We start from the raw sequence: 13,027 nt of genomic DNA, 5'->3' as shown, positions 1-13,027 counted from the left end.
GGCGTCCTGCGTCGTCACGACGATGATGTCATCGACGCCGACGACGGTGGTCAGCGTGTCCTCGGAGCGCACATGGACGTTGCGGGCGTTCATGACGACGCCTTGGCCGCGGATGGAATTGCCGAGTTCGTCGCGGTCCGACAATTCCCAGACGGCGCGCCAGGTGCCGACGTCGGACCAGCCGATGTCGGCCGGAATCAGCGCCGCTTTGTCGGTCTTTTCCATCACGGCGTAGTCGATCGATTTCTTCGGCGCGTGCGCGAAGGCCTCGGCGTTCAAAATCATGAAGCCGAGGTCCTGGCTGGCCGCTTCGATCGCCGCCTCGGCGGCGGTGAAAATGCCGGGCTCGAATTGCGCAATCTCCGACTGCATGACGTCGGCGCGAAAGATGAAGTTGCCGCTGTTCCAGAAATAGCCGGCGTCGACATAGTCCTGCGCCGTCGCCCGGTCCGGCTTTTCGACGAAAGCGTCGAGTTTGTAGACCTCGCAACAGGACTCGAGCGGCGCGCCGGGGCGCAGATAGCCGTATCCTGTCGCGGGGCCGTCGGGCTTGACGCCAAGCGTGACGATATAGCCTTCGGCGGCGGCGGCGCTCGCGCGCTTGCACAGATCGACGAGGCCCTGCGTGTCGCGCACGACATGGTCTGCGGCGAGCACGACGACGATGGTGTCGGGCGCGCGGCGCGCGGCGAGGCCCGCCGCGACGGCCACCGCCGGACCCGAGTCGCGGCGCGACGGCTCCAGCACGACGTCGGCCTGCGCGCCGATCTCGCGCAGCTGGTCGGCGATGAGGAAGCGGTAGTCGAAGTTGGAGACGACGATCGGCCGTTCGAACGCCGGGTCAGCGAGCATCGCCAAAGTCGTTTGGAAGGTGGAGCGCTCGCCAACGAGCGGAATGAACTGTTTGGGAAGCGTCTCGCGCGACTCGGGCCACACCCGCGTCCCCGATCCACCACACATAATAACGGGCAATATCTTCTTCATAAGCCCCTCTAGCCCTCGGCCGCGCCCGCCCCCGGGCAGCAATAATTGTCTGCCCGACTATTGGCAATACGATGGCGAAGCTAAGGGCAGAAGCGCAAGCGCCGCTATTTGCCCTTCTTCTCAAGCTCGGCCTTGAGAGCCGCAAGCTTGGCGAAGGGCGAATCCGGATCGGGCTGGCGCTCGCGCCGCTCCGGCGCAGCGAAGCCTGCAGGGCGCCGGGCGCGAGCGTCATCGCGCGGCGGGCGGCCCTCGAAGCGCGGCTTTCCGACCGGACGCCCCTCCTTGCCCGGCGCGTTGCCGGGCCACTGGTCGCGGCGCGGCGGCCTTTGTTGCTTGTCCTCAGCGCCCTGACCGGGCGCCTGCCGATGCGCGCCGGCCTCGCGGGGGCGCGGCGCGGCATGAACGTGGCGCTGCGGACGCCAGATTTCGATGGATTCCGGCTCGGTCGGCGCGGCTTTGGCCGGCGCAGCCTCCGAGGCGGGCTCTTCCGGCGCTTCGGTCGCTGTCGCCCCTTCTGCGCGCGCCTCGGCGCTTTCCACGGCGACGGGCGCTGGCGCCTCTGTCGCCGGCTCCTCAACGGCGGCGGGCGTCTCGACCGGCGCGTCCTGCGCGTCGGCCGGTTGCGGCGCGACAACCGCCTCGGTTTCCGTGGCGGCCGGCGCCTCGGCGGCGGCGCTTTCGGCCTGAGTCTCCTCGCTCGCGACTTCCGCCGGCTTGGCCCCGGTCTTTGGCGTCACCGGCTCCATCGCAGCCGCGGGCACGATCGCAACCGTAATCGCCGGCCCTGGGCGCTGCGTCGAGGCATAGCCGAGCGACTTCAGGATCGAGGAAAAAGCCTCGCCGGAACAGCCCGTGAGCGAGGTCATCGCGACAGTGACGACGAAGCCGTCGGCGTCGGCCGCGCCGGGCGGCGGCTCGCCCGCGGTGAGCCCCGGACGGTAGGCGATCGCCGGCCGAATGAGATCGGCGAGACGTTCGAGAATGTCGACGCGGACGACCCGCTCGCCGCACACCCGAAAGCCGGCGGCGCGGTAGAAGCTTTTGGGGATCGATGCGTCGGCGGCGAAGGAGGTGCGTCCGGAGGCCGCCAGATGCGGCACTTCCTCAAGACCCCTCACGTTTTCAAGACCGCCGTGATGCAGCGCCCAGAGCAGCGCCGAAAGCGCGCGCGGCGCCGGCTTGAGAAGCGCGGGCAGGTAGATGTGATAGGCGCCGAACCGCACGCCGAGCTTGCGCAGCGCGGCGCGGTCCTCCTGGGAGAAAGCCTTCACGTCCTTGGCGACGCGCGCGCGGTCCAGCACGCCCAATTCTTCGGCGAGCTGGAAGGCGACGCCGCGCGTCACCCCTTCCAGGCCTTCGCCCTTCTCCAGCTGCTCGAGCGGCCCCAGCAGCTTCTTGACATGTTGCGCGAGCCAGAGGTCGAGGCGCTGCTTGACCTTCTCCAGAGCCGGCCCTGTCAGCTGCTCGTCGGCAAGCACGCGCGTCGTCGGCGTCAGCACGCCGGCGCCGGAGGCGATTTTCCCCACAGGTTCGCCGAGCCAACGAATCAGGCCGTCATTGCCGAGCGCGAAGGCGTCGTCGACCGCGTCGAACACGCGGGTGGCCCGCGCCTCGAATTCTCCCGCAAGCGCCTTCTGCGCCGCCGCGTTCAACGTCTTGGCCGCTTCGCCCGCCGCGCCGGGATCCGGCGTGAATCGAAAACCCTGGAGGCTTCCGACATGCTGGCCTTCGACCAGAACGTCGCCGGCGGCGTTGATTTCGGCTTCAAGCATCGCATTCTCTCTTAAGCGGCGCGCCAGCACGCTGGTGCGGCGGTCGACGAAACGCTGCGTCAGTCTGTCGTGCAACGCGTCGGATATGCTGTCCTCTACCCGACGCGCGACGCTCTGCCAATGCTGAGAGTCGTCAAGCCAGCCGGAACGGTTGGCGATAAAACTTGCGGTACGCACTTGCGCGAGGCGATTCGACAGCGTCGCGATGTCGCCGTCGATGCGGTCGACCGCTTCGATCTGCCGCGCCATCCAGTCCTCGGGGATCATGCCGCGCCGGGCGATGAACGCGAATATGGCCAGCGCGAGCTCGGCGTGCGCGGCAGGCGAAGTCTTGCGGTAATCGGGGATTTGGCAGGCTTCCCAAAGCCGCGCGACATCGGCTGACGTCTTGGCGTTGCGTCGCGCGATGTCATCACGGCTCGCCGCTTCAAGCGCCCTTTGATCGTCTGCGACCCGGGCGCGCGCCAGATCCGGATGCGCCGGGACCTGGTCGAGAGAATGCATCAGCGCGTCGATCGACGAAAAATCGAGGGCGCTGTTGCGCCACTGCAGCGTCTTCACCGGATCGAAGCAATGGTCCTGCAACGCCTCAATCAATTCTTCGTCGAAGGGCGGGCAGCGGCCGGTCGCGCCAAAAAAGCCGTCGCTCATATGGCGACCCGCTCTGCCGGCGATCTGTCCAAATTCGGCCGGCGTCAGCCTGCGATGGCGCAATCCGTCGAATTTGCGATCGGAGGCGAAGGCGACATGATCGACGTCGAGATTGAGGCCCATGCCGATGGCGTCCGTCGCGACAATGTAGTCGACGTCGCCGCTTTGATAGAGCTCGATCTGCGCGTTGCGCGTGCGCGGCGACAGCACGCCGAGAACCACGGCCGCCCCGCCGCGCTGGCGCTTGATCAGTTCCGCGATCGCGTAAACCTCTTCGGCCGAAAAGGCGACGATGGCGGTGCGCGGCGGCAGCCTCGAGATTTTCTTGTCGCCGGCGAAGGAAAGTTTTGAAAGCCGCGGGCGCGTGAAGATCGGCGCGCCGGGAAAGAGCTCTGTGACGAGCGGCGCCATCGTGGCCGCGCCGATCAGCAAAGTCTCCTGGCGTCCGCGCCAGTGGAGCAGCCGGTCGGTGAAAATGTGGCCGCGGTCGAGATCGGCGGCGAGCTGGATCTCGTCGATCGCGACGAAATCGGCCTGGACGTCGCGCGGCATCGCCTCCACCGTCGCGACCCAATAGGCCGGCGCCCGGGGCTTAATCTTTTCCTCGCCGGTGATGAGCGCGACGTTTTCCGCGCCGACGCGCTCGGCGACGCGATTATAGACCTCACGGGCGAGCAGGCGCAGAGGCAGCCCAATGACGCCGGAGGGAAAGGACAACATACGCTCGATGGCGTGATGCGTCTTGCCGGTGTTGGTGGGGCCGAGCACCGCCGCCACGCCCCTGTCGAACGGCCTTGCGCGGGGGGCGGCGCGGCTCGTCGGGTAAGACGGCGCGACTGTCATTTTGTTCTTTGCTGCCTGACGCGCGCCGCAGCGCGCCTCCGTTTCATATCGAAACTTAGAGCAGGGCGCGACTTTACCTTCTGAACAGCCTGCGAACGAATCGCGCCCGAATCGCTGACTCTCGCCGAGTCATGCTCTGTTCCAACAATATATGGACGCGCGGGCAAATCGAAACGCCAGCACTTGCGAGAACGGCCCGTCGATGGTGTCGCACGCGCTCTTGGCGAAAGAGCCGGCGGCGGACTCTTTTCGGCCCTTCTGTCAACGGTCAAGATTAGGCGGTTCGGCGTCTTGCGGTTAAGCTTTGGGATCAACCGGGAACGCAGCAGGCACGAATCGGTGGTCGATCTCAGTTGGCGTTGCGTTCTGGCGGTTTTCCGCGACCTGCCAGCGCCTCATCCGCGGCGTCGTCACGAGGAACGCGGCGCAAATGTGCAAGAACGCTTAACGCCATGTCCTTCTCTGGGACGTTTGGACGAGGCCACGCGGCGTTCGCGCGCGTGGCCCCTCGACGCTGCGGCGGCTTTGCGCGGCGCGCCTTTGCGCGTCATTGGTAAACGGCAAGGTCGATTCGCGCATTGGCGAGACTTTGAACACGAGGCCGTAGAGGCTGTCGCAGCGGGCAAGGCGCGGCCGAACGCAAACGAACAGCCGGCCGTAATCGCTCACGCTGGGGAAAGTTCACCGGAAGGGATGGAGCGGGTGAAGGGAATCGAACCCTCGTATTCAGCTTGGAAGGCTGCTGCTCTACCATTGAGCTACACCCGCACGACCGTGATTCTATGCCAATCTGCGCGGCGCTTGGCAATGGGCGCGCAGACAATGCATTTCCCATTTGACAGCGAGGCAGGACGCCACTAACCGGAGCGCCCAAACAGTCTCTCAATATTAGGCGGGGCGTTCCCACGCTGCTTCTCGAGGACCAATCGACCGTGGCAAAACCCGAACTCGGCGCCAAACGCCAATGTCAGTCCTGCGGGACGAAGTTTTACGACTTTAAAAAGGACCCGATCGCCTGTCCGAAATGCGGCGCGATTTATCAGGTGGTGGCGCTGACGCGGGCGGCCGCGCGCGCGCAACAAGAAGAAGAGAGCGAACTCGAAAAGGAGAGCCCTGAAACCGTGTCGCTCGAAGAAGTCGAGGAGACGGAGACCGTGGCGGAATCGATCGATGTCGAAGATGATGTGGAGATCGAAGCAGACGACGCCGAAGACGACACCTTCCTCGAGGAAGAAGAATCCGACGACGATGTCTCCGGATTGATCGACGGCGACATCGAAACTGACGAAGAGACCTGAACCGTCGGGCGTCGCTGACCCTGGCGCGACCGCGCCCGCCGCAGCTTGCAGGTCAATGGGAGAAAGGCGGCCGTTTGGCCGCCTTTTTATTTGCCGCGACGCCGGCGCTGCTGGCCAAGCCCCATCTGCTTGGCGAGATTAGACCGCGCCTTGGCGTAATTGGGCGCAACCATCGGGTAGTCGGCCGGGAGACCCCACTTCTCGCGATAGTCTTCGGGCGACAAGCCGTATTGCGTGCGCAGATGACGCTTCAGCGATTTGAACTTCTTCCCGTCCTCAAGGCAGATGATGAAATCATTGGTCACCGAACGCTTGACGGGAATCGCCGGCTTCGGCGGCTCGGCCGGCGCCGCCGCGGAGCCCGCGCCAACGCGCAACAGGGCGCTGTAAACTTCGCTGATAAGCCCGGGCAACTCTCCGGCGGGGACCGAGTTGTTGCTCACATAGGCGGAGACGATGTCGGCCGCGAGTTCAATGTTGTTGGCTTGATTCATCGGATTGTTCACCACTTCCTGTTGAGACGGGCGCCGCCCCCGCCGCCCTTGGTCAATGCTTCGCTGCACAGAATCGTCGCCCTGCGTTACTTGTTGACTGACTAACAGAATAGTGCGACTTCATCAAGAAATATTATGCACTATTGGCGCTGCCCAATTCTGCATAGTTGATCCATCAGAATTTCGCGCTTTACGTGCCAGACGGCCTCATGTTTTCCTTTTTGTGACTTTTTTCTCCGCTAAGAAACGCTGGTTTGGCGCAGCCAACGGCGGAGGCGCAGCACATGACTGACTTCAGGGCCATTCGCATCGACAAAGACGATCACGGCCAACACGCCGATTACGTCGTCATGCGTGAGCGCGATCTGATGGAGGGCGATGTCGACGTGGACGTCGCTTTCTCGGCGATCAACTACAAGGACGGTCTCGCCGTGACCGGTAAGGGACCGGTGGTGCGTCGCTTCCCGATGATTCCGGGCGTCGATCTTGCGGGCCGCGTCACGCGCTCCGCGCATCCGGATTTTGCGTCAGGCGATATTGTCGTTGCAACGGCGTGCGGTCTGGGCGAAGCGCATTTCGGAGGCTTTGCGGAAAAGGCGCGGCTATCGGGCGATTGGCTCGCGAAACTGCCGCCGCCGCTGACGCCAGCGCGCGCCATGGCGGTCGGCACCGCGGGACTGACCGCTCTGTTCTGCGTGCTTGCGCTGGAGCGCCATGGCGCGCGGCCGCAGGACGGACTCGCGGTGGTGACGGGCGCAGCGGGGGGCGTCGGCTCTTTCGCGGTCGCGCTGCTCGCCAAGGCTGGCTGGCGCGTCGCCGCCGTTACGGGACGCGCCGGCGCAGAGGATTATCTGAAACGTCTGGGCGCGACCGAGATCATTCCTCGCGAAGAACTCGCCGCCCCAGGAAAGCCCCTGCAGACGCAGCGCTTCGCCGTCGGCGTGGACGCCGTCGGCGGCGTCACTCTCGCCAATCTTCTTGCGCAGACGCGCTTTGACGGCGCGGTCGCCGCCTGCGGCAATGTCGGGGGCATGGAGCTTCCCGCGAATATCGCGCCGTTCATCCTGCGCGGCGTTTCGCTGCTCGGAGTCGAAAGCGTGCGTCCGCGCATCGCCCTGCGCCGAGAGGCCTGGGCGCGCATCGCGCGGGATCTCGATCCCGACGCGATCGACGCGATGAGCGAGATCATTCCTTTCGATCGCGCGCTGAATCGGGCCTGCTCGATCGTATCGGGACAGATTCGCGGACGCGTCGTCATCGACATGGGTCTGCAACTTCCGCTCTAAGGCGCCGGTTGACGGGGTCGTCGCGCAACGAAGGGGACCCCCGCGCCGCCGATCGCCGCAAGCGAACGAAAATACCACTGGCCGGCGGGCCCGCGTCCTGCGGATCATCCCGGCCTTTCCGATCTCGGCCTTTGAGCCGCCAAGCTAAGCCTTCGGAAGCGCGCGCGAATCGTCGCATTGCGACGTCAATTTCTCGACAAGCGCGCCCGTCTCGGCTCTAATGCCCGTGACGGCCCGCTTGGGCCGATTATTTTTGTTAAGGACGCTCGCCGCATCGGCGCGGCGAACCAAAGGTCAAAAGCGCATGAGTTCGGCTTTTACGAAAGAACAGGACGACGACAATCCGCGCGAGGATCTGCCGGACCGGCCGGTCAGTCCGCACCGCAATCTGGTCACGCCCGAGGGCCTCGAACAGATTGAAGCCGAGCTTACGCGCCTGCAGAAGGAAATCGAACGCGCGACGGCGAGCGAAGACAATCACGCGCTCGCGCTGGCGCAGCGCGATCTGCGCTATTGGTCGGCGCGTCGCGCCAGCGCCGAAGTCATCCGGGCGATCGCCGATCATTCGCATGTGCGGTTCGGCCATCGCGTCGTCGTCGAACTCGAGGACGGCGAACGCCGCAGCTTCCGGCTCGTCGGCGAAGACGAAGCCGATCCGACCAAGGGGCTCATTCCCTATGTCGCTCCACTCGCCGAGGCGCTGATGGGCAAGTCCGTCGGCGACAAGGCGGAGGTCATCCACCACAGCGCGCGAATCGTGGAGATCGGGTAGACGCGAGAACCACGCAGCGATCAGGCGGCCTTTCTGGCCGCCTTCCCGCCCCTCGGGGCCGGCGTCTTTGCGGCGTTCGCCGGCTTTTTCAGTCTGCGCTTGATCGAAGCCCAAAGCTCCCGCATCTCCTCGGCGGCGACGCCGTCGGGGTTATATTCGCCGACCCCTCGCCCGAGCCGCGCCGCCTCCTGATAATCGACGCGCGATGAAACGAGCGGCGCAAGAAGACCGCCCATCGCCTGCAGCGCCTTGGCGCCGAGTTCGACGCGGGCGCTCTGTTGCGCGGGCGGACATTGGTTGAGCAGAAAGGCGTAGTCCTTGCCTTTCTCCTTCACGCGCATGCGAGTTGCTTCCGACGCCCACAGATCGAAGGCGTTGGGGCGCGCCGGAATGACGCAAAGATCGGCGGCGCGCACGGCCGCCGAAAGATAGTCGCCTTCCTGGCCCGGCGCATCGATAATGGCGAGCGTCACGCCCTTTGCCGCGAGCGCGGCAAGCGCCTTGGCGAGCTTCGACGGCGGCACGTGTTCGACCGGAATGTCGGCGCCGCCACGCGCGCGCGACCATTTGACCAGGGTTTGCAGCGGGTCGAGATCGATGATGAACACGCGTTCCCCAGCCTGGCGCGCGGCGACGGCGACGCTGCTGGCGAGCGTGCTCTTGCCGGCGCCGCCCTTCTGGGTGACGAAAGCGATGGTGCGCATGGGCGACGGTCCAGTCTTGTGATTGATGTCGACGCTGTGCACGCGATACTTAACGAAGGAAATCGAGCTTTCCGAACTCGTTCACCTATTTGTAATACTTGCGGCAGGGTTAATCGCGCGTTAACGGCTTGGCTTCAGCCGTCGAGACTCTGATGTCGGGCCGCGCCTGCCCGGCCGTTGTTGGCGCCCTCTTCGCCAGACTCTTTTTTCAGGACGCCGCGCTCTTTTCGCGGATTCGGCCCCAGAGATTCTCACAAGCGAGTCGCCTCGCTATGTTAATCAGTAACCATGTCCGATCTGTTCCAAGCCGCGAAGCTCGAAAACGACGCGCCGCGTCCGCTCGCCGACCGATTGCGGCCGACGCGTCTCGATGAGGTGGCGGGACAGGATCATCTGCTTGGACCCGAGGGCGCGCTGACGCGGCTCGTCCGCGCCGGCGCGCTCGGCTCGCTCATCTTCTGGGGTCCGCCCGGCACCGGCAAAACCACGGTCGCGCGGCTTCTCGCACATGAGACCAAGCTCGCCTTCGTGCAGATTTCGGCGATCTTTTCCGGCGTCGCCGACCTGAAGAAGACCTTCGAGGCGGCGCGCGCCAGACGCGCGGCCGGCCAAGGGACCTTGCTCTTCGTCGACGAGATTCACCGCTTCAATCGCGCGCAACAGGATTCCTTCCTGCCGGTGATGGAGGACGGCACGATCACGCTCATCGGCGCAACGACCGAAAACCCATCCTTTGAGCTCAACGCCGCGCTGCTCTCGCGCGCGCGCGTGATGACCTTCAAGGCCCTCGACGAAGCGGCGATCGAACAGCTGCTCAAGCGCGCCGAAAACGCCGAAGGCAAGCCGCTGCCGCTCGAACCCGACGCGCGCGAAGCGCTTGTCGGCATGGCCGACGGCGATGGCCGCGCGGCGTTGACGCTCGCCGAGGAAATCTGGCGCGCCGCGAAGCCGGACGAAGTCTTCGATCGGACGGGGCTCGTCGACATCGTGCAGCGCCGCGCGCCGATCTACGACAAGGCGCAGGAAGGCCACTACAATCTCATCAGCGCCTTGCACAAATGCGTCCGCGGTTCGGACCCGGACGCCGCGCTCTACTATCTCGCGCGCATGCTCGCCGCTGGAGAAGATCCGCTGTTTCTCGCACGCCGCATCGTGCGCATGGCGGTCGAAGACATTGGTCTGGCCGATCCGCAAGCGCTCGTCGTCGCCAACGCCGCCAAGGACGCCTATGATTTTCTCGGCAGCCCCGAGGGCGAACTCGCGCTGGCGCAGGCGGTGATCTATGTGGCGACCGCGCCCAAATCCAACGCCGCCTATGTCGCCTTCAAGCGCGCGCAGCGCGTCGCGGAGGAGAAGGGCTCACTGACGCCGCCGAAGGTCATCCTCAACGCGCCGACGAAAATGATGCGCGAAGAGGGCTATGGCGCGAATTACGAATATGATCATGATTCGCCTGAGGCCTTCTCGGGCCAGAGCTACTGGCCCGACTCGCTCTCGCGGCAAAAGTTCTACAAACCGGTCGAGCGCGGATTCGAGCGCGAGATCGCCAAACGCATCGACTATTGGGATCGACTGCGCAAAGAGCGCGGCGATTCATAAAAATGTGAAGACGTGGCGAAGTCGAGTCCTTCGCTGTTGCATATTGGTCACGTCCTTTAGGAAAGCGCCTGTGAACGCCTAAAACCGCAGCGTTTTGATTGACCTTTGAAATGGTTCCAACGTAATCCTGAACGTATCGGCGCATTGTCGCAGAAGCGGCGATCTTAGGGGCCGCAGGAACTGAAATTTACTGTAGAGGGGGTCACTCATGACCAAATTGCCTGTCGCCGCCGGCCTCGCGCTGGCGCTCGCCGCCGGATCCGCGCTCGCTGCCGACCTTCCGCATTATAAGGGTCCCCCGCCGTTCATGCCGCCGCCGTTCACCTGGACGGGCATCTACGGCGGCGTCAACATCGGCGGCGCTTTCGGCAACGCCGACAAGCAGTGGACCCGCGAGAACATCCACGGCGCTCTGGGAACGCCAATCTTCGGCGGCGTGGCTTGGCAGCGGCAGACCAACCTCACCGGCGTCACGGGCGGCGGTCAGATTGGTTACAACTATCAGTTCAATCCCTGGTTCGTAGTCGGCGTGGAGACTGATTTCCAGGGCGCCAGCATGAAGTCCAACAGCACCGGTTGGGGTCCGGGCGTGACCACGCCTGCGGGCCCAGTGGGCGTGGTGCTGTCGACCGCTTATGCCGGCGCTGGCACCGTCAACAGCTCTGTTGATTGGTGGGGCACGGTTCGTGGCCGCGTCGGCGTCACGCCGGTGCTGCCGAACCTGTTGATCTACGCCACCGGCGGCTTCGCTTACGGCCAGGCCAACACGAACGTCAACTATGGCTCGGTAAGGGGCATTCAGGGCGCCGTCATCATCGGCCCGTTTGCCTTCCCAACTAACGTCACCTCGGGCGCGTATGGCGCCTCGAGCGTTAACAACATCAAAACCGGCTGGACCGTCGGCGGCGGTTTCGAATATGCGCCGCTGATGTTCCCAAACTGGTCGTTCAAGCTGGAATATGACTATGTCGACCTCGGCCGCACGACCTTGACGACCTTCGGTCTGGGCACGACGAGGTTCACCGGCTTCGGCACGAACACCGCGCCGTTCTTCAACAGCGCGACGACAAGCGTTCAGACACGCTTCCATGTGGCGCGCGTCGGCCTCAACTATCGGCTGAACTGGTTCAGCGCGCCGTCGGCGCCGGTGCTCGCCAAATACTGAGCCAACGGCAAAGCGGCAAACTCAAACTCCAAGAAAATAGAAGCCCGGCCTTTTGGCCGGGCTTTTCCTTTTAAAAACTGCGGCATGAGCGAAAGAGCTCGAACCGCCGCATGGACCGGGTCAGCCAACTCCTTTAAAGAAAAATGAATCAACGCCGGACGCGCGATATCCCCCCACCTGCGCCGCGGCGGCCAATGGCTCGAGCGGCGCACAATGCTACGCCCTTCAGACCGCTCGTGACGGAGCTGACTTCGCGATCATGACCCGTAATCGGTCCGTTCTGGTTCTTGCCGTTCTCGCGAGCCTGGCGATTGGCGCCGCGCTGCCGTCGCTCTTTGGCGCGATGCGCAGCCGCGTTGCGCCTGACCGCCAAAGCGAGGCGACCGAGCCCGGACCCGCCGACGGCGAAGTCCGGCTTTCCGCCGCTCAGATCGAAGCCTCCAAGATCGCGACGGCGAAGGTCGGCCCTGGCGTCATTACGCGCCGGATCACGGCGCCTGCCGCCGTCAAACCCGATCCGGACAAAATCGCGCGCGTCGCCGCCAAGGTCGCGGGCGTCGTCGAAGAGATGCGCAAGCGCCTTGGAGACCAGGTCACGCGCGGCGAAACCATCGCGATTATCGACTCCCGCGAAGTGGCCGAAGCAAAAAGCGAGTATCTCGCCGCATCGGCGAATTTCGATCTGCAGAATGTGCTTTTTCAACGCGAAAAAGGACTGTTCGAGAAGAAAATCACCGCGGAGCAGCTGTTTCTGAAGGCCAAAGCGGTCTTCATGGAATCCAAAGTGAAGCTCGATCTTGCGCGGCAGAAACTCGCTGCGCTGGACATGAGCGAGCAGGAGATCTCCGCCCTGCCCTCCCAGGCGATTGCGGACCTTCGCCGCAAAGAGATCCACGCGCCGATCTCCGGGCGCGTCATCGAGCGTCTGGTCAGCGTCGGACAGCCGGTCGGCGGCGAGGGTCAGGCCAAGGAGCTCTACGTCATCGCGGATCTCTCTGTCGTAGAGGTCGAACTTGCGGTGCCTGCCGCCGATCTTGGCCTGTTGCGCGAGGGCCAGGAGGTTCGGCTGCAAAATGCGGAAGGTCGCGGATTCGAAGGCAAGATCACTTATGTCAACGCGCTGATCACGCGCGAGACGCGTTCGGGCCAAGTTCTGGCGCGCTTTGCGAACCCCGATTTCGCGCTGAGGCCGGGCAGCCTGCTGGAAGCCGATATCTCGCTCAAGGAGACCCGGGTGAAGCTCGAGATTCCGCGTTCCGCGGTGATGATCGTCGAGGGCAAGCCCAATGTCTTCGTTCGGACTTCCGCTGGCTTTATCAAGCGCGAAATCGAGTCGGGACGTGGCGATGATGACTCGGTCGAGGTCGTCGACGGCCTGAAAGAAGGGGAGGAGATCGCCGTTTCTAACGTCTTTCTGCTGAAGGCGGAGCTCGGAAAGCGGAGCATCCCGGAGGAATGA

Annotated in this window: 10 protein-coding genes, 1 tRNA gene and 1 pseudogene; 7 read left to right on the top strand and 5 right to left on the bottom strand. The window is 64.4% G+C overall.

Translation table 11 applies throughout. The features are described 5' to 3' along the window. The 3 genes from IYY11_RS16705 to IYY11_RS16695 all read right to left on the bottom strand — a co-directional run. On the bottom strand, positions 1-984 hold a 984-nt coding region (locus tag IYY11_RS16705; protein ID WP_196404883.1), incomplete at its 3' end, for a mannose-1-phosphate guanylyltransferase/mannose-6-phosphate isomerase. A gap of 104 nt (positions 985-1,088) precedes the next feature. Then, a complete protein-coding gene (locus IYY11_RS16700) occupies positions 1,089-4,250 on the bottom strand; it encodes a helicase-related protein (protein WP_196404882.1) in 3,162 nt (1,053 codons plus the stop codon). Positions 4,251-4,944: 694 nt separating this feature from the next. Further along, positions 4,945-5,018 (bottom strand) — tRNA-Gly (locus tag IYY11_RS16695). Positions 5,019-5,182: 164 nt separating this feature from the next. On the opposite strand from IYY11_RS16695, the gene IYY11_RS16690 reads away from it, so the two are divergent. After that, on the top strand, positions 5,183-5,548 hold the full coding sequence (locus tag IYY11_RS16690; RefSeq protein ID WP_196404881.1) for a TIGR02300 family protein: 366 nt from the start codon (positions 5,183-5,185) through the stop codon (positions 5,546-5,548). An 86-nt stretch (positions 5,549-5,634) separates the two neighbouring features. Here the strand turns inward: IYY11_RS16690 and IYY11_RS16685 are convergent, their stop codons facing one another. Beyond that, positions 5,635-6,042, bottom strand: coding sequence for a MucR family transcriptional regulator (locus tag IYY11_RS16685; protein WP_196404880.1), 408 nt, complete (start codon positions 6,040-6,042; stop codon positions 5,635-5,637). Between the two features lie 284 nt (positions 6,043-6,326). Here IYY11_RS16685 and IYY11_RS16680 point away from each other — a divergent pair, with 284 nt between their 5' ends. From IYY11_RS16680 to greA, 3 genes and pseudogenes are all read left to right on the top strand, one after another. Further along, positions 6,327-7,328, top strand: coding sequence for an MDR family oxidoreductase (locus IYY11_RS16680; RefSeq protein ID WP_196404879.1), 1,002 nt, complete (start codon positions 6,327-6,329; stop codon positions 7,326-7,328). 48 nt (positions 7,329-7,376) lie between these two features. After that, positions 7,377-7,463, top strand: a pseudogene (locus IYY11_RS16675) (DUF1348 domain-containing protein); the annotation flags it as partial. 169 nt (positions 7,464-7,632) lie between these two features. Further along, positions 7,633-8,100 carry a transcription elongation factor GreA gene (gene greA, locus IYY11_RS16670; protein WP_196404878.1) on the top strand — a complete coding sequence of 156 codons (468 nt, stop codon included), beginning with the start codon at positions 7,633-7,635 and terminating at the stop codon, positions 8,098-8,100. A gap of 20 nt (positions 8,101-8,120) precedes the next feature. On the opposite strand, the gene IYY11_RS16665 is transcribed toward greA, so the two are convergent. Continuing rightward, entirely contained in the window at positions 8,121-8,804 is a 684-nt protein-coding gene (locus tag IYY11_RS16665; RefSeq protein ID WP_196404877.1) for a ParA family protein, read from the bottom strand. A gap of 288 nt (positions 8,805-9,092) precedes the next feature. Here IYY11_RS16665 and IYY11_RS16660 point away from each other — a divergent pair, with 288 nt between their 5' ends. The 3 genes from IYY11_RS16660 to IYY11_RS16650 all read left to right on the top strand — a co-directional run bounded on the left by IYY11_RS16660 (position 9,093) and on the right by IYY11_RS16650 (position 13,027). After that, positions 9,093-10,403: a replication-associated recombination protein A gene (locus IYY11_RS16660; protein WP_196404876.1), complete on the top strand. Its 1,311-nt coding sequence runs from the start codon at positions 9,093-9,095 to the stop codon at positions 10,401-10,403. Between the two features lie 208 nt (positions 10,404-10,611). Further along, positions 10,612-11,568, top strand: coding sequence for an outer membrane protein (locus tag IYY11_RS16655; protein WP_196404875.1), 957 nt, complete (start codon positions 10,612-10,614; stop codon positions 11,566-11,568). Positions 11,569-11,827: 259 nt separating this feature from the next. Continuing rightward, positions 11,828-13,027, top strand: a complete 1,200-nt coding sequence (locus tag IYY11_RS16650; RefSeq protein WP_196404874.1) for an efflux RND transporter periplasmic adaptor subunit — start codon at positions 11,828-11,830, stop codon at positions 13,025-13,027.

The sequence above is a fragment of the Methylocystis sp. H62 genome, from assembly GCF_015709515.1.
GTDB lineage: Bacteria > Pseudomonadota > Alphaproteobacteria > Rhizobiales > Beijerinckiaceae > Methylocystis.
The sequence above is the reverse complement of the archived record's forward strand: the minus strand, read 5'-3'. Positions and strand labels throughout refer to the sequence as shown.

Excerpts from the sequence above, each read along its gene's own strand:
- greA (WP_196404878.1), top strand. The coding sequence starts at position 7,633 with ATGAGTTCGGCTTTTACGAAAGAACAGGACGACGACAATCCGCGCGAG.
- IYY11_RS16685 (WP_196404880.1), bottom strand. The coding sequence starts at position 6,042 with ATGAATCAAGCCAACAACATTGAACTCGCGGCCGACATCGTCTCCGCC.
- IYY11_RS16660 (WP_196404876.1), top strand. The coding sequence starts at position 9,093 with ATGTCCGATCTGTTCCAAGCCGCGAAGCTCGAAAACGACGCGCCGCGT.
- IYY11_RS16665 (WP_196404877.1), bottom strand. The coding sequence starts at position 8,804 with ATGCGCACCATCGCTTTCGTCACCCAGAAGGGCGGCGCCGGCAAGAGC.
- IYY11_RS16650 (WP_196404874.1), top strand. The coding sequence starts at position 11,828 with ATGACCCGTAATCGGTCCGTTCTGGTTCTTGCCGTTCTCGCGAGCCTG.
- IYY11_RS16680 (WP_196404879.1), top strand. The coding sequence starts at position 6,327 with ATGACTGACTTCAGGGCCATTCGCATCGACAAAGACGATCACGGCCAA.
- IYY11_RS16700 (WP_196404882.1), bottom strand. The coding sequence starts at position 4,250 with ATGACAGTCGCGCCGTCTTACCCGACGAGCCGCGCCGCCCCCCGCGCA.
- IYY11_RS16655 (WP_196404875.1), top strand. The coding sequence starts at position 10,612 with ATGACCAAATTGCCTGTCGCCGCCGGCCTCGCGCTGGCGCTCGCCGCC.